This window comes from Deltaproteobacteria bacterium (genome assembly GCA_016931625.1).
Lineage (GTDB): Bacteria > Myxococcota > XYA12-FULL-58-9 > XYA12-FULL-58-9 > JAFGEK01 > JAFGEK01.
The window spans coordinates 1-21,333 of record JAFGEK010000190.1; the positions used below are offsets into that span (position 1 = coordinate 1).

16 protein-coding genes are annotated in these 21,333 nt (G+C 39.6%); 10 read left to right on the forward strand and 6 right to left on the reverse strand.

Features of this window, described 5'->3' with window-relative positions; translation table 11 throughout:
• Nucleotides 1–232: 232 nt before the first annotated feature.
• Nucleotides 233–1,183, reverse strand: a complete 951-nt coding sequence (locus tag JW841_16180; GenBank protein MBN1962473.1) for an RluA family pseudouridine synthase — start codon at nt 1,181–1,183, stop codon at nt 233–235.
• Nucleotides 1,184–1,438: 255 nt separating this feature from the next.
• Here JW841_16180 and JW841_16185 point away from each other — a divergent pair, with 255 nt between their 5' ends.
• The 5 genes from JW841_16185 (at nt 1,439) to JW841_16205 (ending at nt 8,545) form a co-directional block, all read left to right on the forward strand.
• Complete coding sequence (locus tag JW841_16185; protein ID MBN1962474.1) at nt 1,439–3,802, forward strand: carboxypeptidase regulatory-like domain-containing protein; 2,364 nt, start codon at nt 1,439–1,441, stop codon at nt 3,800–3,802.
• A 24-nt stretch (nt 3,803–3,826) separates the two neighbouring features.
• Nucleotides 3,827–4,513 carry a sigma-70 family RNA polymerase sigma factor gene (locus JW841_16190; GenBank protein ID MBN1962475.1) on the forward strand — a complete coding sequence of 229 codons (687 nt, stop codon included), beginning with the start codon at nt 3,827–3,829 and terminating at the stop codon, nt 4,511–4,513.
• Nucleotides 4,510–5,403, forward strand: coding sequence for a hypothetical protein (locus JW841_16195; GenBank protein ID MBN1962476.1), 894 nt, complete (start codon nt 4,510–4,512; stop codon nt 5,401–5,403). The genes JW841_16190 and JW841_16195 overlap by 4 nt, the downstream gene beginning before the upstream one ends.
• A gap of 202 nt (nt 5,404–5,605) precedes the next feature.
• Nucleotides 5,606–7,846, forward strand: coding sequence for a PEGA domain-containing protein (locus JW841_16200; GenBank protein ID MBN1962477.1), 2,241 nt, complete (start codon nt 5,606–5,608; stop codon nt 7,844–7,846).
• 87 nt (nt 7,847–7,933) lie between these two features.
• The gene (locus JW841_16205; protein MBN1962478.1) at nt 7,934–8,545 is read left to right on the forward strand and encodes a hypothetical protein; all 612 of its coding nucleotides are present in this window, start codon (nt 7,934–7,936) and stop codon (nt 8,543–8,545) included.
• A 65-nt stretch (nt 8,546–8,610) separates the two neighbouring features.
• Here the strand turns inward: JW841_16205 and JW841_16210 are convergent, their stop codons facing one another.
• Nucleotides 8,611–9,471, reverse strand: coding sequence for a hypothetical protein (locus tag JW841_16210; protein MBN1962479.1), 861 nt, complete (start codon nt 9,469–9,471; stop codon nt 8,611–8,613).
• 193 nt (nt 9,472–9,664) lie between these two features.
• On the opposite strand from JW841_16210, the gene JW841_16215 reads away from it, so the two are divergent.
• Nucleotides 9,665–10,501 carry a substrate-binding domain-containing protein gene (locus tag JW841_16215; GenBank protein ID MBN1962480.1) on the forward strand — a complete coding sequence of 279 codons (837 nt, stop codon included), beginning with the start codon at nt 9,665–9,667 and terminating at the stop codon, nt 10,499–10,501.
• Nucleotides 10,502–10,519: 18 nt separating this feature from the next.
• Here JW841_16215 and JW841_16220 read toward each other — a convergent pair whose 3' ends face one another.
• Nucleotides 10,520–11,986, reverse strand: a complete 1,467-nt coding sequence (locus JW841_16220; GenBank protein MBN1962481.1) for an aminopeptidase P family protein — start codon at nt 11,984–11,986, stop codon at nt 10,520–10,522.
• A gap of 149 nt (nt 11,987–12,135) precedes the next feature.
• Between JW841_16220 and JW841_16225 the strand changes: the two genes are divergently transcribed.
• Genes JW841_16225 through JW841_16235 form a run of 3 tightly spaced genes read left to right on the forward strand, consistent with a single transcriptional unit; the run spans nt 12,136 to nt 18,273 of the window.
• Complete coding sequence (locus JW841_16225; protein MBN1962482.1) at nt 12,136–16,155, forward strand: hypothetical protein; 4,020 nt, start codon at nt 12,136–12,138, stop codon at nt 16,153–16,155.
• 6 nt (nt 16,156–16,161) lie between these two features.
• Nucleotides 16,162–17,478 carry a tetratricopeptide repeat protein gene (locus JW841_16230; protein ID MBN1962483.1) on the forward strand — a complete coding sequence of 439 codons (1,317 nt, stop codon included), beginning with the start codon at nt 16,162–16,164 and terminating at the stop codon, nt 17,476–17,478.
• Nucleotides 17,479–17,496: 18 nt separating this feature from the next.
• Nucleotides 17,497–18,273 carry a FecR domain-containing protein gene (locus JW841_16235; protein MBN1962484.1) on the forward strand — a complete coding sequence of 259 codons (777 nt, stop codon included), beginning with the start codon at nt 17,497–17,499 and terminating at the stop codon, nt 18,271–18,273.
• Nucleotides 18,274–18,281: 8 nt separating this feature from the next.
• Here JW841_16235 and JW841_16240 read toward each other — a convergent pair whose 3' ends face one another.
• Both JW841_16240 and JW841_16245 read right to left on the reverse strand, forming a co-directional pair.
• Nucleotides 18,282–18,695: a type II toxin-antitoxin system VapC family toxin gene (locus JW841_16240; protein MBN1962485.1), complete on the reverse strand. Its 414-nt coding sequence runs from the start codon at nt 18,693–18,695 to the stop codon at nt 18,282–18,284.
• Complete coding sequence (locus JW841_16245; protein MBN1962486.1) at nt 18,692–18,919, reverse strand: hypothetical protein; 228 nt, start codon at nt 18,917–18,919, stop codon at nt 18,692–18,694. Before JW841_16245 ends, JW841_16240 begins: the two co-directional genes overlap by 4 nt.
• 198 nt (nt 18,920–19,117) lie before the next feature.
• Here JW841_16245 and JW841_16250 point away from each other — a divergent pair, with 198 nt between their 5' ends.
• Complete coding sequence (locus JW841_16250) at nt 19,118–20,428, forward strand: cadherin-like domain-containing protein (GenBank protein MBN1962487.1); 1,311 nt, start codon at nt 19,118–19,120, stop codon at nt 20,426–20,428.
• Between the two features lie 256 nt (nt 20,429–20,684).
• On the opposite strand, the gene JW841_16255 is transcribed toward JW841_16250, so the two are convergent.
• Nucleotides 20,685–21,333: hypothetical protein (locus JW841_16255; protein ID MBN1962488.1), on the reverse strand; the 649-nt coding region annotated here is incomplete at its 5' end.

A 21,333-nucleotide genomic window follows, 5' to 3' on the forward strand; every position in this document is an offset into this window, starting at 1 on the left:
TAATTCTCTGTTCCCTGTTCTTTAAATCTTCATTTTGTCTTTAACCAAGCGAGGTTGAACTGGGTATTTAAAGAACAGAGAATAGGGGACGGGGAATGAAAGGCGATGAAGAAATAATGGGGACATCCCCTAATATCTCCCACAAAATAATTTGAGGTGAGTCCTATCGCATTCGCTTTAAAGACCAATCAATACATATGCCACTATGGAGTCTTCTGCATAAGCAACAACCTTAAGCCCAGCTCGGCGGTTGTGCAGTAACTTGAATAGATTTATCAGTTACAAAATGGATAAAACAAATTTTCCAGGCGTGTAATTCGATAGGTGTATCTTTGCTAAATGCAAGGCTTTCTGTGGGCGTCTCTTGGTATATCTGATCACTGACAATTGCATGGCCATTGGCTGCCAAGTGAAGGCGAATTTGATTGGTACGTCCGCTCCTGGGTGTTACCTCAACAAGACTAGTTTCATCATCATTGCGTCGTAATACTTTAATAACGGTGTGTGCCGTAACCCCACGTTGGTTAGGCGCAATGTCCCGGCGACCGGCTACTGATGCTGTTGCGGTTATAGCTTGCTCACAAACAAATTCATCGTTAGATGGATGACCGCAGACGCATGCTAGGTAGGTCTTGTACACTTTATGCTCTTCAAATTGCCTGGTTATTGCACTGGCGGCGGCTTTGGTCTTGGCTAAAATCAGTACCCCGGTCGTATTGGCATCGAGACGGTGTACTGGGCGAAGCTGCCATAATGCAAATGCCTGGCTTAAAATATAAACCACAGTATTTTTATTATATCGACCACAGGCATGCACTGGTAAGGGCGCTGGTTTATTAATGATGAAATAATAGTCGTCATCATAAAGTATCTCGATCGCAGTATCAACATAGGGTTCGATTACATCCTGATATATCGTTTCAATATAGTCGCCAGCTTTAACAATTGTTGCTAGTGTCGTCGGTGCGCCGTTGCAAAGCAGCTCTGCCTTCGACATTTTTGTCTGCCAATGATGCTCTGAGATATGCGGAAATTTATCGGCCAGCAAATCAAGCAAGCGCCAGCCGTGGTAGCACAGTTTAACCGATAATGGCCGATGGCTTTCATAGGGTATGGATCCTGGTAATGGATCACATACGGCCGCGATTTTTTGTGTATATTGTGTATAAAGATTCGAGTTCACGCTGCCAATACCAATAAATTAATGTTAGCTATATTTTCATATCACTTACATTTTACAATCGCATTTTGCTATCGCTACTATACAAAATTATTAATTTTCTGTATTATTGAATGGCTAGCTTTTTATTTTTGTAGTATTTATGAAGAAGTTTCTCAATAAAATTCAGCAATTATCTTCTATATTAGTAACTATTCAAAAAATGTCGCCGAGCACCTACTGCCTATCCGTACTTGATGGGTATAGGAGATTTTAAAAATGGTTATATCAAAACATTTTCTATTGGCAATTCTTTCATTAGCTGTAATTAACTGCAAACTTGATTACAATAATCCTATTGAAAACAAGCCTGTTGGTACTATTAGGGGTAAATTAGTAGCGACGCCAAGTGAAGCTACAGCAGCTTTTACAGCGAAACCTACAGTAAATACAACCGCACTAAAATTTTCTTCAAGCAACACCGCAGCCCTTGAGGCAACTCAAGCAGTTGTTGGCGCCCAGTGTACTCTTGAAGGGACTAATTACACTGCAACAAGTGACAACAATGGTGAGTTTGAACTTAAAAACGTACCGATTGGCGCTTATATTCTTATTTGTCGTGATAGTGAGCGAGCCTATCTTGCAGCAGTTGAAGTTAAAGACGGCCAAGTAAATGATATTGGCACAGTTGAAATAACCCCAACCGGTAAAATACAAGGTATAGCGAAACTTTATAATGCTACAGATCATACTGGCATAACTGTTTTTATTGCAGGCACCTCTTATTCTGCAACTACTGATATTGATGGAGCCTATTTATTAACTGGTGTACCCCGTGGTGTTTACGAACTTCGTTTTGAAAAAGATGGCTATTGGCCAGCTACGGTAAAAAATATCGTGGTTACCTCACAAGCAACAACATTAGCTAAAGATGTATCATTAGGTCTATCAACCGGGCCGTATGGAAGTATTTCGATCAATAACGACGCAAAATATAGCACAAATCTAGAAGTAAGTTTGACCTTTACTAACTCTGATAATGCCTCACTTATGATGCTTTCTGAATCTGAAGGCTTCACTAATGCCAAATGGGCAAATGTAATTAACAGCACCAATTGGACTTTTGTAAACGAAGGAAGCAAGCAATTATATTTGAAATATGCCGACGCCAACGGTCTTGAAAGCCCGCCGATTAAAGCCAGCATTATCATTGATACAGCAGCACCAGTATTAAATTCACTAGTTATAAATGACGGCGTGGCTGATTGGACAACAAATAGTGTGATACAAATTGCTATTGATGCAAATGATACATCTAGTGGTGTCACTTCAATTCGCATTGGCAATAGTAGTGGTAGTGGCTCTTGGGTTGATTTCGCTGAAATAATGAATTGGTCGCTACCGACAGAACAAGGACAAAAAACTATTTATGTTACAGTTCGTGATGCTGTGGGTTATGAATCAGCCGAAGAAACAGCAAATATTTACTTAGATAATGATGAATGCTCACCGGGTACAAGTAGCTGTGATCCTAATGCAAATTGCATTAATACAAAAGGCGCATATATCTGCACCTGCAAAGACAATTGGTTCGGTGATGGCGCTAGTTGTAAAGAGATGGTGGTTGAAGCAGGACCACCTATCACTTTTAGTGATATATATTATCTAGATATTGCAATAAATCCCTCAACACAAAGACCACATCTGGCATATAGTTCCCAAGATACAGGAGTATGGTACATTACAAAAGATGAAGCCAATGAATGGACTGACAGCATTATAGTTTCACCAGATGTAAAAGATGATAGTTATAAATTATCACTGGATACCATCGGCAAACCTCACCTAATCTACTCAATCGTTAGAAGTGATGATAGGCCCTTGTTATATGCCTCATTTGATGGAGACTCTTGGGATACTGAGCTAATAAACGAAACCGCAACAATTTTTACCAGCGATTTTTCCTTAGCTTTTGACAAATCAGACAATCCTCATATTGTATATAAATATAATAATAGCGATTTTACGATATCAGCATACAACTATATTAAAAGAATAAACAATGAGTGGAGTGTTTCTACTATTCCAGAGATTGAGGATGTTTTGCTTAATTTAATGCTTGATAACGAAGATAATCCTCATATCATTCATATGGCAAAAGCACCAGAGGCGAATTATTCAACTGTTTCACACAGTTATTATAATGGCACCGATTGGCAAAAATCTTCAGCAACAAATTTTATCTGGGAACCGATAATGTCTGGAACCATAGATAATACCAGCACTGTTCATATGTGCTTTAGACGTGAACCTCATCAAAATATTTTTGATATAGTATACCTTAAATATTTCAATTCTACTTGGGAAGAAAAAACCTTAATCACGCAAATGCAAGATTACCCAAGATGTTGGGTTACGGTCGATAAAGCTAATAATCCGTACCTATTCTATACAGATGGTTGGCCAGGTGAAATTAAATATATTTTACCTAACCGCCCTGACCACCCAGTCAACACTTTATTAACTAATACGGTGAATCCTATTTGGATATATATGACATTTAATAAAGTTGGCGAACCTTATATATTATTTTACGATGTTACCGACTATGAGTTTAAATATGCTCATGTGAAACAAGAATAATACCCAAACCTTATTGGTATCTTTATGCCTCGGCTCGTCGATGACCAAAATCTTTATGAAGCATTTCGTAAAGGCGAGCCGGGAGCATTAGCTGAAGTTTATAAGCACTATGCCCCTGAAATATTAGAATTACTCGAACGTGGGTTTCGCTTTGAAAGCAATGGCAAACAAGCACTCTTTCGTGGCTATACTGAACCCTGGCAAGCTGAAACTGCATTAGCTGATATTTTTATTAAAGCTTTTTCAGTATCAGCACGTCAGGCTTATGATGGTATGCGTCCCTATCGCAATTATCTTTTTGTTATTGCGCGTAATTTTGTTATTGATGATTTGCGCCGTCGCAAAGTTACACTAATTGAATTTGATGAGGCACAACATAAGCACAATTCTACGCACCAACAAACAGACAATCCCCATGATGATGTCGAACATCGCGATATATTAGCGGCAACAAAAAAATATATTGATTCATTAGCAATTACCGAACGCCAAGTTTTTCATTTGCGTTTTCATGAAGGTTTATCAATCGAGGCCTGTGCACACAAACTTAATACCAGTGAACATTTCATTAAAGCTTGCGAAAAACGCTTACGAAAAAATTTCTTCTACTCAATGCAACAACAAGGGTTTTTCGAAGGTTATCGTTACGGCAGTAGGGGCATTGAAAAACTTATAACTATGTTATTTATCCTTGCGGGAGTGAACTTATGAAATGGCACTTCCATGCATTAGCAGAACATCGCATGCGGCGACTGTTTACTGCAAACCTCTCAGCTAAACTTTATCGTCGCGTGCTTGCCGACACTGCTAACTGTATTAAATGTGGCTATAAGTATCAACGCTATCTTCAACTTGAAGCATCAATATGCCAAAACCAAACAAGCGCTAATAACTTTCGTCTTGAACGTGTTGCAACTTTAGTGCTCACTAACAAAAATACCGAGAAGCACCCATTATTTACCATTAAACATTTTAATGTTGCTAAAATTTGGCCTAAAACCATACTAACTGGGTTTGCCTTAGCTGCGGCCGCAATACTATTTTTGGTGCTATCACCATACTTATTTTCAGAGCGGATCCACCTTGCCGACAATGTAAAGCTATCTCCTATAGAATTTGTAGCACGCGGCTTTGGTGCTCAGTCTAACCTTGCTAATATTGGCATACGTGTTTTTCGGGTAGATGCCGAAAGCAATAAAATTAGCGAAGACCACTCACTTTCTGTTACTGATACCATCACCTTTACCTATACTAATACTAGTAAAAAACCACGCTATCTTTCGCTATTTGGCATGCAAAAGTCGGGCAAAATATTTTGGTATTATCCTGAAGCTAGCGGCAAAAAATCGATTGCTCTTGCAAACGATGTTGTAGATGAACCATTAGCTGACGGTTTTCGCTTAAATATAAGACATAAGCCTGGGTGGTTGCGCATTACTGGCGTGTTTTCAAATGAGCCTCTTGACCTTACTGACATTGAAGATTCAGTAAAAATTATTGCGCAAAATCCCGAACAATGTCGCAAACTTGCACCTTTGACACTTGATAGTCTACACAATGACGAATATTCTGTGCTAATTAATTTAGCACCACGAAGATAGTTGGAGCTTTTTAATAATGGTAACTTCTCTAAAATTCTGGGCAAAACAGGGATGTCATCCTGAGCATGGCGAGGGGGATGTCATCTCGAACGTAGTGAGAGTTCTTAATGTACATTTTAAATACAAGAGATCTCTTTTAGCTGCGTTTGTTTGGGATAACATTGTACATCTTCACCGCGACTTTTTGAGAAGTTATGTAATAATGAAACTATTTAGTGTTTTTTGTTGCGTTTGCTTTATAAACCAGCAATTAGCCTTTGCAAAAGAAAATGCCCGCAAAGTTAATACATTACAACGATACGCCATTATCATTGGTAATAATCTCAGTCTTGATGCCAACACAAGCCCGCTAACTTTTGCCGATGATGATGCCGCAAGGTTCTTTGAACTTTTCTCAGCAGCCGAGGCAAAAATTCAGTTATTCACCGTTCTCGATGCTAATGCTCAAAAACGCTATGCCAAAGCGGCTAAACAGGCTCAGCCTCCTTTACGTCGTAAAATTCTTAGCGCTATTGATAATATGTTTAAACAAATTCGCGATAACAATGCATCCGGAATAACAACACATTTTTATTTTATCTTTTCAGGTCATGGCAACGTTGGTGCCAATCACGAAGGTTATATTAACCTGCAAGATGCCCGCTTTCATCGTAGCGAGCTTTATCGCGAGGTTCTAGCACGCTCGCCCGCAACCTATAATCATCTCATTCTTGATGCTTGTCATGCATATTTTTTAGTTAATAAACGAGGTGATGGTGATTCAGAACGCTATGGCGACTACCAGGTTGCAGTACGCGACTTTTTGCGCACCGAAGAGTTAGCAAGTTACCCCAATACCGGAGTTTTACTGGCATCGTCTAGTGAATCAAAAACTCACGAGTGGAGTCTATGGGAGTCAGGGGTATTTTCGCACGAACTAAGAAGTGCCCTTGTCGGTGGGGCAGATGTTAATAGCGATGGCAAAGTAACCTATGCCGAAGCCGCTGCTTTTATCGAAGCCGCAAATGTTGCAATACCTGATCCCAAAGCGCGTCTACGCGTGTTTTATCAAGCTCCGCAAGTAAACATTGACGCCCCTATCTTTGATACGAAGAACTTGCAGCAAAAAGCTTCTATAGTTATCGAACCTTCTGTGGCCAATCATTATTTTGTTGAAGATAAACGTGGTGTACGCATTCTAGATGTACATCCAACTAATGAACAAACCGTTCGTGTTGCATTAATTGGTAATGCACCATTTTTCATAAAGACCGAAACTAAAGAAAGCCGTCCAATTAATAAAGGTATCCACTCGCTGGCGCGTCTTAAATTTAGACCATTATCCCTATCTCATCGTGGCAGTACCGAAACAAGTTTTAGAAGGTATCTTTTTTCACAACCTTTTGGAGAAAATTTTTATAAAGGACTGATAGCGGGAATTCAAAAAAATGACTCAAGTATAACCAATAATACATTTAGTATAAAAAACACTGGGCCCACACAACGTCTTTTGGTGGCTGATTTACAAGGAGCACAAAAATACAAAAGTTTAATTCAAGCCAGCAGCGAAGCTATTCGCGAAACCGCAAGCAAAGTTGGGGGGTTTAACATTATTGATACTAAAACCTTACCCTCAAAAGATAAGTTATCTGACACATTTGAAGACTGCTTAAAAACGGCCAACTGCATTCAAGCTACCGCGCACAAAGCGCAAGCTGATTTACTCGTTATTGGCGAACTTAATGAAATTGGTAGCAATTCTTGGCAACTGATCATACGTAGCCTCGATGGCAATAGTGGTGTCGAATTAGAAAAACGTAGTGAAACTATTAAAGGTGATGAAAACAAGGTTGTGCAATTAGCGCAATTGCTTACACAATCACTCATTGGTGTTGGTTCGCCTACTGGCAAACTCGATGTTGCAGCATCGCCTGCAGGCGCTTTGATACGTATAGATGGTCAAATTTTTGCAACCGCACCAATGGCAAACGCTAAGGTTTTATCAGCGGGCAAACATCTTCTCACCGTAGAAGCTGAAAACTTTTCGGCTCAGGTTGAAGAAATAGTAATTATTGGGGGTAAAACTGAATCACTTAAGGTCGATTTAAAACCTACTGAAATAGATAAACCGATCAGCAACCTTAAACGTACCAGTTATGGGATGCTAATAGCCGGGGGAACTGCTGGCGTTACTGCTGGTGCAGCGTATTTTTTGGCGCTTAATGCTCACCAATCTTATGAACAGGCCAAAACCAAAGATGACGCCCAGTTGTGGCATGATCGGGTCGAAAAACGTATGTTAATTACCAACATAGCGGCTGTTTCGGCGGCTGCTCTAGCGATTACAGGTGGGGTACTTTGGTTGATTGACTCAAAAAATTCACCAGATACGCCACCAGCTCTCACTATTAATGTTTTTGGCGCACCAAATCATTTTAGTTTTACGATAAATGGGCATTGGTGAAGATTTGATATAGATACCATTGCATTCCTCCAGAATTCTCGCGTAGGATCATAAGAATACTTTTCTATCAACCAGAGGCGATAGCTAATGGATAACGCGTCTGCAAAACCCGTAGGGAATCCAGCCAATCGTTCGCGACGTCGCGCCATCCCTATTATTGATGCTCGTTTTCAGTGGAAATACACACTGATAATAACTGCACTTGGTGTTGGTATCACTGCAATTATGGGTGCATTTCTTTACCGCGCTCATGCTGACAACACTCGCCTGCTCGAACTTGAAGGTAATTTGTTACTGCAACAGCAAGTTATGCGTGGCGATCAGATCTTTTTACTTTATATTGTAGTGCTGGTGATCGTTATGACTGTAGCTCTGGCATTTTGGGGCTTAGTTGTTACTCATCGCGTTAGTGGACCACTGCATGTAATTGCTCGCTACTTAAATCAATTAGCTGATGGTCGTTATCCTGATTTACGCCCTTTGCGTAAACACGATGAACTGCAAGACTTCTTTGCTACATTTGAAGATGCGGTTAATCGATTGAAAAATAAAGATATTGTCAATCTACAGAGTATTGATGAGGCTATTGCGGCAGTGAAAAAGGCTTCAGAAAAAAATGCGACCGAGAGTCTTGCCATTGCTATTAAAGAGCTAGAAAAACAACGCAGTGCATTATCGCGTTGTATTTACGGTGACTAGCCTTCGATATTTATGTCAAGCAAAGTTATCGAGTAAGACCTACGCGCTTTAAATGAAGTTATCAGCTACTGAAAACGGGCATTATTATATTCGCCAGCAATCTCTTTGCCTAAGCCTTTGCCTAACGAAATAATGTCATAATCGTCCTTTGGGGCACCCATTTCTTCGGGATCTATTTTTACTCTACGGCGTTTATATCCGATCGCTTGCCAACGCCCGACTGATCCTTTGCGCATAAAGAGCTTTTTGCCACGAAAACGATATTCACCAGTCAGACGTTTAGATTTTCCTCCCAGCAAGGGCGTAAATACCCATTCCCAGCTACTATCTGCAGAAAAAGTAAGCACTTTTTCTGGTGCACCTAAAGGTTCTCCATTCCAGGTGCCAAGTAACTGATTGTTTAAATTCTCGTATTGAAGTTTAGAGGCACCACCACCAAATAATGAGCCGCGTAAATATAATAAGGTATCTGCTAAACACAAAACATCAGGAGGCATGCCACTTTCAGGTGTTTGTTCTCCAACCTTCTGAATTGTAATGGTGTATTTTTTACCTTCAAGGGCTTGATTAAAAACTTCAACGGCTGAGGTCGTGCCAACATCGACAATAACTTCTTTGTTACCATCTGAAATTCTTACAGAATTTATAACGCTGCCACTTTTATTTGACGGATTGATAGCTACTCGGTCAAGTTTTTGTTTGTGTTTAAATACAATTTCAATACCAATTCTACTTGATGTATCTTCAGGGTCAGAACACCATATTGTACTTGGATCATCATCAAGCAAATTTAAAGGATGGTATAAACCTTTATCTTCTGTTGCTTGATACTGACTAGTTGCTCTAACAAAAGAAATACTAGCAGCTACGCCATCAGTAGAAGCAACGAGAATATATAATACTAGCACTGCTTTTAACAATCTCATCGTCACCACCATATATAAATAGATATATAGTGCACATGACACATATTGCCAAGACGAGCGTTATACCTATCTTGCTGTTTGAGTTATGCAACTTATGTGTTTTATTTAATATATGCCCCCTCTTTGACTGCAGTACAATCCTTCATATACCAAATTTCATATGCTACAATTAAAATATATGTGAGAAATTGTTATGGCCGACAGACAACTAGTTGTAATTGCTGCTAATTTTACATTTTCATTCCCGGCCAAAATGCTTGCACACATAAGTAACAATATAAAACTAGGAGAACATATCACTCAGTACGCTACCAATGGCGATATTAAGGGTCTTGAGCAACAATGCTACCAGCGCGTACTTAATACTAAAGGGCCAGTAGTATTAATTGGGATTTGTATACAGCCAGACACCCATATCATGGCTGATTTTAAGCAGGCCAAAATACCGGTAATACTAATTGATGAAACAGCCGAAGGAGCATCTACGATAACGACCAACAATTTTTTGGGTGGCTATTTAGCTACGGAACATCTTATTCATAAAGGTTATCGCAATATTGCCATTATATCAGGGCGTACTGATGTACAAGGTGGCTATAATTCTATAAAACGCTTAGAAGGAGCACGCCAAGCTTATTATGACAATGGACTAATATTTAATAAAAATTACATAATAGAGGTACAAGATTATTCTTATGTTGATGGCTTAAAAACAATGCAAGAAATCATACAAGACAACAAACATGTTGATGCTATTTTTTGCGCTGCAGGTGATGATTCTGCAGCAGGGATTCTTCGTGCTGCTCGTGAGCATGGCTTATCAGTACCAAAAGACTTAGCTATAGTAGGATATGATGACACGGAAGTTGCACAAATTTTATCTCCATCTTTAACAACTATCAAACAGCCACTAAAAGAAATGGCAGAAACAGCCTATAAAATTGCAGTGACAGAAAACCTTGATGAATTAATTAATAATCGGCGAAATGTGGCATTTGAACCTGAGTTGATTATACGCGAGTCCACATAAAAAAATAATGCATTATAGCTAACATTTTTTTATCTTGGTCAGCACCTTTTTTATCCATGATTCAACCGCTGCAACTGTACGAGGGATATTAGTTAAAACTCTATACCCACTTTTAGTAACTAGTACGTCATCTTCGATACGAATTCCGATACCTCGATATTTTTTGGGTACGGTTAGATCATCTTTTTGAAAATATAAACCTGGTTCTATGGTTAATACCATTCCGGTTTCAAGCTTGCCACGTCGATAACGTTTCTGACGAGCGCGATCACAATCATGCACATCAAGTCCAAGCAAATGTGAGGTACTATGAAGAGTATATCTCCGGTAATATTGCTTTTGTTTTTCTAACGCAATTTTGGCGCTCATAGACAAAATGCCTAAGTGCTCTAATCCTTGCGCTAACACTTTAGCAGCAGCACGGTGTGGAGCAAGAAAGTCATTGCCTGGTTTCACCGCATTCATTGCGGCGAGATGCGCAGACAACACTAACTCATAAATAATTTTTTGGGTTTGCGAAAAACGCCCACTTGCTGGGATGGTACGTGTAACATCAGCGGTATATAGCTCATGACTTTCAACACCAGCATCAATCAGCACCAAATCCTTCTTGCTAATTGGGCCATCATTATTTGGCCAATGTAAAGTACAAGCATGAGCCCCTGCAGCAACGATTACTCCATAGCCAACATCATTGCCTAAAAGTCGAGCCCGTGAAGCAAAAGCACATTCAAGCTCACGCTCGTTACGTGCTTTAGGCAACAATTTAATAATATCTTCAAATGCGCTACGGGTAGTCTTGGCTGCTTGTACAAGTGCATCTATTTCGGTTTGATCTTTTACAATACGCATTTCGGCAATGAAAGTTGCAAGTTCATCGTCGCGTTTTTTATGACGCGCCCATTTAGCATCAAAAACAGGATCTATATTGCGGACAATACGATAACTTGAACGACGCTTTTTTAATTTACGCAATAAAGTTTCAAGCTCTGCTAATGGCTGGCATTCATCAACACGATAGCGAATCTTATTTTCGTGCAAAGTTAAACGCGGCCCGACCCAAAGTTCGCCCTTTATGCGATCAGTAAAAAAACGTTGATCTTTACGACTGCAGTCGGGTTCAACGTATAAAACATGTTTATGTCGGCCTTGTTTCTGTGGTTGTAAAACCAATACGCAATCTGGTTCTAAATTACCTACTAAATAATAAAAATCGCTGGCAGCACGAAAACGATATGGTGTGCTACTGTTGCGCATTTTTTCACGACCAGTCGGGATTATCAACGTTTCATGGGGAAATGCCTGTGCCAATCTACGGCGACGGGCGGCATGTTTTACCCAATTTTTTATAGGAATAAGTCTTTTTGTAGTTTTTTTCTGCCAATGACCCATCATAAATTCAATTAGGGCTGCTGGCGTTGCGCTGTCATGTTTCGCTCTTTTTACTACTGATTTTTTTAATTTTTGCTGCCGCTTGCTAATCATGAGCGTTTCGTAGCAAGTTCTCACCCAAAGAGGCAATCAGGAATACTGACAACGATACAGATTTAATTGCTATTTTTTCTAAGTACATATTGGTCTTAGTTGTACCATAGGATAACTTAGTTGAATTGTATGTTGACCCGGAGCGTTTAATGATTATGCGTATAATCTGGATCACGGTTTTTCTAAATTTGCTGGCTTGCTCACCAAAGCAACTAGAAGTTACGGTTTTTCAATTGTCGATGCCTTTGACCTTATCACAAGCAGAGTATAGGTTTGCCCGAATTACTCAACTTGATTCATCTTACGAGTTTGTACTCAATGATAATGGAAGCATCGCCGCAAAAGTAATTGCTGGTTTGCCGGTTACAATTGAAGTTACCGCCATAGGAGTTGAAAATGAAGCTGCCGTACCCGCAATAGCTGCGTATTTTGGCAGTAGCACCATTATTCCGGTGCCAGGTACTATGGAAGTGGCATTAAATTTAACTCGTGCAGCCGAGCAACGCGGTAGTGTATTGCCAGTATATCAAATAAATGGTGAAACGTTCAGTGTTAACACTAATATATCTATTACTGATACTAAGTTAGGTATCACTTTTACCACATTGACGGTAAGCCCAAGTCAAGTATTTGCCATACCACGAGGGCGAACTTTTACTTTAAGTGTTGTCGCTGCAACTGAACCAACGGGTACGGCTTCTATTGAAATAGCTGGGAGTGAATTTGCTCCGCAAACAATACTGCCAATCACGCCACCAATTTTGCCACAAACCAGTTTGCAGCTAAGCACTTCGTCTAATCTTAACAGTGAAGCCGTGGCTGCTGATACGCGATTAATTTTTGAATGCGTAGAAGCTCAATATTGTAATAAAGACCTTGCTTACGCATCTACTATACCTTTAGCTGGACATGTTGATGGCACCTATACATTTAGCTGCCGCTACCCTATCGCCCCTGATTTATGCTTTGCGGTTAATATCCTTATTGATCAAACACCACCAACTATCACTTTAACTGCTACACCACCTTATATTCCTGAGGTAGCGACCCCAATGAGTGTTTATATAAAAGCAAATGAGCCGATTGCACCTACTGCAGTACAACTATCGGCTGCTGGTGTTGATTTGTGTGCCGCCCCGATATCTGAAGACGCCACAACCGTACGCTGCGATTTTTCTTCAACTGCTCTATCTTATGAATATGCTGATATTGTTGCCACTGCGGCTGATGCCCTTGGTAATAGTGCCAATGCAACGATAAGATTACGCGCTATCCAAGGTAAAACATTAGCTATAATTGGTACAAAACTATATCCTGAACACCCCGCCGCAAATACTAGATTCTTCTTAGGAATTGATTTGGCCGGGTTTAATAATACTTGTATAATTTCGGCATTAGCGCCCTCATATACCCTTGACGCTATGCCAACTGGCATCAGTATTTCACCAAATGAAGCAATTATCGGAAGCTTTTTACCTATTGATGTCGACCTGCGTACCGAAAACAATGGTGATCCTGGCATTGCCACTCATTGGGTTGAGTTATCCGGTCATACTGATTTAATTGCTGGTGATTATACTTTTAGTTTCAATACTAACGTGACTTCATGCGGCATTGATACTGCAACTTTTACGGTGCATCTTGGTGCCCCGCCACCGACATGGGCTTTAGGTAGCGGTAATTTAGTTTATTCTGAGTGGGCTGCAGGTCAAATATTACCATTTCCAATTGTTGATACCAATAGCACGGGGCCCGATTATACTACTTCAAATAGATCAGTTATTGAGGTGGCTACTACTCGACAAGGCATTCCAACTCTTAAGATAGTTGGTCGCGGTCAAGCAACGGTAACTGCTTACCCAACCGGGCAAACAACTAATGGTAGCGCTGCAAATTTCTCAGTAGTTGCCGGGCCGGCACTGGCGTTTTTAGAAAGCGGTGGCACTAATGGTTGGGTAGTGACTACTGATTCTACGCGTACGACTCGTACTTTAATTCAAGAAACAATTGGTCAACCCTTACGTTTGTTGTGGGAACCCACCAGTGATGAATTAATTGTAGTTGGCACATTGGGTATTGAAATGATGTCTTCGCAAACAGTAATACCTGTAGTAACCACCACCCAAACAGTACCGATAGTAGATGCAGCTATCGCGCCCAATTCTCTTGCGGGGCAGCAGGCGCAAGTATTGGTTTTACGTAATAATGGCACAGGTTCTGAATTATATTTATCGCTGGTAGATATTACATCGCAAACTGTTACAGACCCACAAACTATAGTTTCAGACTATAATGGCCCCTATACTATAGCTTACCTTGAAATGAGCAAAGATATTGCGATATATGCTAGCGATTTTGGTGCTTGGTATCGACTTAATTTTAGTACTGCTACCTATAAAAATATTTTAACGACTTCAGCGCACCCATTTGTTAAATTATTTATCGACCCCACAACTGGATATCTTGCTGGACGTGCAAATTTAAATGGCGGGACTCCAATAATTGCCCAAGCGACTACAATTGGCCTTAGTAACCCCCAACCTGAGCCTTTTATTGATAATACCTCAGTACCGCTAGTCGCAGATGCTATGGCTATCGATATCGTCAATGGCACGCCATTAATTGCAAATATTAATGGTAGCGATACTAGTATTAATAGATACAAACGTTTTGACCGCTCTTGGCAAGGCTCTTATACAATTAGCAACATCCAAATCTCTCACCTACTTGCTGATGCTACTGACCGCGTTGGCTTTGCAGTTAGCAATACTATCCCTGCACAACTATCAGCATTTAATCTTGATGATGGTACGACGTTACCAATATATGTTACACCTCCGGCGTTTGGTGATAATCCAATCATCGATGCCGTGCTGCGCGCCCCACAATTAGCAAGTATATCACTTACGGGCACTACTCCTGGCTCATTGGTTACTTTAGGTGGCACCTATTTTGCTGGTGATGGTAGTGATCAAGTTTATATTCAAGGTATAAGAGCTACAATTGTAAGCTATAGCCCTAACGCTATTGTTGCTCGTATACCTAGCGAGCTTGCCAATATTCCTTTTGGCGATAATATTTTGGTAGGGATACGCTCACACGGCAGACTGGTGCAAAGTTTAATGCCAACAACCTTTATTAATGGACCATTATTAACCTCAATCTCTACCCCTAGCGATATTAGTTGCACTACCTATTGTCCAGGCCTAACAACTAATCCGAAAGTATTGACAGCGCCATTTGAGTCATTACAGGTTATATTAAATACCACTGGTTTTATTACAAATTATGGTGGGTCTGATTCACTACTGGCTGGTGGTGCATTATCGAGTTCTGGTTTTTTAGGTGATGGTCGTCGTGCTGTTGCAATAGATGCTTCAACTACACCACTAATATACGACATCAGACCAAATTTAAGCGAAACCAGGTCTTGGAATTTTAGCCATACACCTTATGGCGACATAGTTGCTGATCCCAGCAACCGCTTATTTGCTGTTGGCTATGATATCGTGGGATTGCCTGATGATGCTATTGTATTATATTGGACAACTAATTTTGATCAAGCAGCAGGTCTGATTAATTTATCGGGTTCTGTTGACGCTTATGCTTTTACTCCTGATGGCAATACCTTAGTTGCCATTGGTAGCAATACTGGTACACTTTTGTTGCAAGCGGCTGATGTTTCACAAGTTTTTGATGCTTCTAGCAATACCACTGATGTAACGGTGAACCTTGATTTAAGCACTTGCCCTAATACGTCAATAAATTTTTCAACCATTCAGTCTTATTCTGTTAATTCAACGAAAACTTTATTGGTCGCTCTTGGCAATAGCAGCGAATTATACCTTGGCACAATTACCACTGACACGAACGGAGATTTAAATCTAACTTGTGCACCACCTTTAGCTATAGGCAGCATAGTAAGAAGTCTTAAAGTAACACCTAGTGGCAGATATATTACCGTAAACGACAGCAACGGTCAGGTTTGGCTAATTTCACCAAGTACTCCACGTATCTCAAATAAGGTTAATGCCGGTAGTGCAACCCAAGCAGTTAGCAGCATGGCCTTTAGTCATGAAACTACTGCACTATCTGATTTAACATTTTATGGTGGGGTTAGCGGCGATGGCTCAAATACTGGCAAAGTTATCAACGCCTCTATAAGGTAAATTCCTATGAGAATTATTTTTATAATATTTGCGATTGCAACAGCAATTATTTTTGCACCATATGCTTTTGCTGATGATAACCAAACACAAACTTTAGTGGAAAATGCTAATCAGAGCATTAGCGCAGGCGATTTTAATACTGCCTGTACAAATCTAGACCAGGCTCTTAAAATTGACCCCGATGACGTAGATATCTTGTACGCATTAGCTATAAACGCCGAACGCTGTGGGCGCAGTGATGCGATAGAAAAACTTGAGCATCTACTATCGCTTGACCCTAATGCTGATGAAGCTAGACTGCAACTTGCACTTATACAATCACGCCTTGGTAATAGTGATAAAGCTAACCAAGCGCTTGACTATGTATTAACTCGTCATCCTGATTTGCCTGCCGCTATTGCCATACAATGGCAAATACAAGCAGGCGTTGCTATCGAGCCCTCAGCTTGGCAACTTAACGGTCGACTGGATTTAGCTTTTGGTTATGACTCTAATCTTGGGCTTACTTCAACCGTATTACCGCAAGCATCACAACAAAGTGTTGGTTTGGCGTTAATTGATCTTGCCTTTGGGGCTCACTATCGCGGCCACAATCGACCCTATGTGGCTTTTGTGCGCTTTACTAGCATACAACCATTTAATGACCGTGATATTAGCACTAATAGTGCCGCAACTGTTATTGGCTTTGGCGCACTTGGCCGCAAATATTTTCAAGATATTGAAACCGTGCTTGATCTTCGATACGACGAAGTCTTCACTAATTCTTTTAGCAAACATCGCGAACGCATTATTGCCCCTAGCTTAACTTTCGCAAAATCAATAAACGCACTGCAAAGATTACGTGTTTTAGCAGGCTTTGACTATCATGATGTTATTGCAAGCCCACAAGCTCTTGATAAGAGCGCTGCCATTGAACCTGATAACTTGGTAGCGCGTCTGGGTTTACGCGATACTTTGTCTATTGATAATTGGTCAGTTACTGTTGATGCAGCCTATCGTCATAGTTTTCCACAAGCGACTGTTGCTGTAGGGGGTATTTCACGCAACGTCGATTTCTCTGAGTTTAGCGGACAACTATATGGTGAAATGCGTTTAACCCCAATGCTTTCAGCTTTGGCGCAAACTGGTCTAGCGACACGTAGCTTTACTGATAATGCTCGTCCACGCGAGTTAACCTGGCAAGCACAAGCTGGCCTGCGTGCAAGCTTTGAATTTATTGAACTACATGCTGAGTATGCTTATTTTCGCAATGATTCAAAAACTGATGCTTTTACTTGGGATAAACACTCATTTTTCGCGGGCGTGCGCGTTTATACGCTATAAGGGTAAGGAGAATAAACCATGTTACCACAACTTCTCATAGCCATCTTGTTGCAAGCCCCAGCTATGGCGATAAATGTTAAAGGCCATGTTGAAATGAAAATCGGCCCAACGCCTATTCAATTAACTCGTTTTGTCGCGGTGCCTGATAGTGCTACAGTCATTACTTATGAAAATTCTTTTGCGAGTTTACGCCTTTTTAGCGGTTCGTTAGTACGCATGGGGCCAAACACCCAGTTACTTATCAAACAATTAAATTATAAAAAACCGGTTGGTAAACGTCACGAAAGCTTATCGGTTAAAGTTGGTCATATTTGGGCTGGAGTATTACGTCTAATAGGTAGTGAATCAAAATTTGAAATTGAAACACCTAATGCCATTGCTGGTGTGCGCGGCACATCATTTTTTGTTAGCGCTACCCCTGAGGCTTCAAATTTTGTCGTAGGCGATGGTAGCTTAGCAATTGCTATTGGTGAGCGCGAAGTGTTGCTTGATGAAAAAGGCGCATCAGTAACTATCGGTCCAGATGGTTTTATTCCGCTAAGTAAAATATCTGATGCAGAGTTAAAAGCATTATTTGAGCGTGTTGGTGGCGCCGCTGCAGTTAATGGAGTGAGCTATCCGACTATTATTGCTGCAACTACAACAAGTGACGAAGCTGCGCGTGAAGCATGGCGTAATGAATTAATGCGCCCTGATCTGCTGATTGACACCCCATTTTTAGGCACTACTAGTTGGTCACCTTCTTTAACTACAACTAATTTGACTGTTCAAGTGAATATACCTACTGCAAATTAAAAATAAAGCTAAATATATCGAGCTGCTATAGATTCTTTTTTAGCTACAGAACAAAGCTGCTTATCTGAAGTAAGCAACAAATCTGCTTGCCCTGTAATAGCACTAGCGAGTTGTATACTATCAAGTATTTTCAGTTTATGTTTGCGAATAATTCTTTTGCTTTCTGATACAAGTAAATCATTCCACTTAACTATGCCAAAATATTGATAATCATAAAGAAACTCGCTCTCAAGCCATTTTGCATCTGCTAAACTAAGCGATTTTTCAGTTAATCGTCTGGTAATAACTGAATTGATTTCTAATATGGTTGTTGGCGCGATTAAAATTGTATGAATAGCTTGTAAAAAAACAGCAAATTCATCAGCACCAGACTCATCAATATATTTTTTAAAAAGTGTTGATGTATCAATTAATACATTCATTCGTTATCACGTAGTTTAATGACTGATTCTGAAAAATTTTCACCTTTTATTTTTCGTCGTTTAATATCTCGTCGCCACCCAGGATGGCTAACATTTTTGTTGTGAGGAACAATATCAGCAATAGCCACATTTCTTTCTAAAATGGTAAGCGAATGACCTGCCTTTACTATTTTCATATGTTTTGAAAAATTATGTAACAATTCACGAACGCCTATAGTTTGCATAATTGACCCAAATTAATAATTACACTTATATCTAACATTTGTTAGACATTTTGTCAATAATAACCAAAGTGCATATGCGTAGATCCCTGACCAGTGCATTTTATTAATTTTTATGGTATAAATACTATAAATCTAAAAATTTTTGTAAATTTATTAAATACAAGCATAGGCCACTTAACTAATGAGAGTGAGTGTCAAATGGCTACAGTTAAAAAGTTTTTAATTTTTCGAAGTAGTTTTGTGGCGCAAAGACTATTTTTCTTTTTTGCGACTTGTACTTTAATGATCACTCTTGCAGCCTGCGGCCGTACCTCGCTTGATAAGAACTATGTTGTGGCTACAGATCTATGGCTAACTGCTGATGGCCTTCAAGCTACTAGTTATAATATTGTTTCTCGTTGCACATCTAATTTAAAATTAACTCTTGAACTTAAACAAGTTGGCAATGCAACCCTAGGTAATACTTCAATAGTAGATGGCAGAGTTTATTATCAACCGTTGCAAGATGGTGATGGTCAAGAAGGTAACGCTTATGATTCATTCACCTATACAATTATCGATCCGCAAGGCAACACTGCTAGTGCAACAGTTTTTGTTACCTTACGGCACTCAAATCGATTTCCTGTAGCAGTTGATGATGTTGTGCAAAGTACTGATGGCAGCGCTATTATAATTGATGTTTTAGCTAATGATAGCGACGTAGATCTCGACGAGCTTGAAGTTACCGCAGAAAACCCTGAATACGGTAGTATTGAAGTAGATAGTGATCAAACAATTACTTATACTCCTGCTGCAGGTTTTATTGGTACAGATTATTTTACTTATACAATTAATGATGGCCGTGAAGGTGAAGCTTCTGCAATAGTGCAAATTGAAGTCGGCCCTATTGATGAGCTGGTGTTGTATCTACCATTTAATGGTAACGCTAATGATCTAAGTGATTATAACAATGATACTGAAATACTTGGGGAAGTAAGCTTAGCTACTGATAGATTTGGCAACAGCGACAGTGCTTATTCATTTGATGGTATTGATGATTATATTAAAGTTATTTCGACTACAAACCTGAATTTTGGATTTGACGATTTAACCTTATGCTTTTGGATAAAATTCACCGGAGATACGTTTAGCGGTAGTGCCGGTCAACAAATGATTGTCTCTAAAGGCGATTACACTGCTACTGGATTTGGCGTTTCTGTATACGATAATCGTATTGCAACTTTCATAGGCTCTGGTGATACCACAAATCCCAATCCTGAAGGTATGCTAGTAAATAATGATTATTGGCATTTTATAACCGTTAGACGAATTGATGGGGTTTTAGAAACTTATGTAGACAACGAAATACAGAATGAAGAAACAAATCAAAACAATATTTCTAACGATGATTGTTTAGTTTTTGGCGGATATTACCCCAGTGGCGACAAGCTATTCAATGGAATAATCGACGATATTCGTATTTATCACCGAGCTTTATCCGAGGGTGAATTAATTTTGTTAGCCCAATAATTTTTGTGCCAGACGTTTTTTAAATTTGTAATAGAAACTTAATATGCTTTTTTAAAAAAAACCAGAACCAATTGTTTTTGTAGCAAAGAATGTATTGCAACTCTATGAAATAACTAATTCAATGTATGCTCGCGTAATTGCAATCAGTCTTGTGTGTGTTTATTTTTTTATAAAAATATTCTAAAAATATTCCGAAACTATGTTTACTTACTTTACCTTTTATATTTTGCCTCTCAATCATTAACAAATTTCTAACTTAAACAGTCGTTTGTTGTTCAGCTCTCTTGCCCCAATTAATTGGTGGAGGATAAGAATTTTGCGGAAAGTTTTGTAACGATACAATCGCTTTAGTTTTTATTTGCTCTCGATATTGTTTTGATGCCTCAGCATAAATTATTGCAAACGCTTCATACTCTGCTTTGTAGGTTTCAACCGCTTTTACACTTGATGCATGACATAATGGTCGGACACTTCGTTTAATGTTGTGCGGTTTATCATGTGGATGTTGCGATAACACCTTGGCTATACCTAAAAATGATTTGTCTTTACGCTGTAACATATGCTCATTTTCAATTTGTGCGACTAAATCCCTTACCATTATTTGTTGTTCTTGTGGCTTGTCTTTATAACAAGGCAGTAATGTTATACGTATAGGATATTCAATATCTTGTTCTATGTTTATTGCCTGCTTTTTAGGTCGTTTCTTTTTGTTAGCTACATTACTCAAACTCAACTTGGGCCAGGCGAAACTTCGTTTGGAACCTTCTACTAACTCTGGATAGCTGCTAAATCCTGGCCATTGGCGACATTTTTTAACTAATCCTTCTTTAACTCCATGAGCGAGAATGTAACGAAGTCTACCTTTTAAGGCTTCATCATCAAGTACAGGCTCAGCGTCATAACGA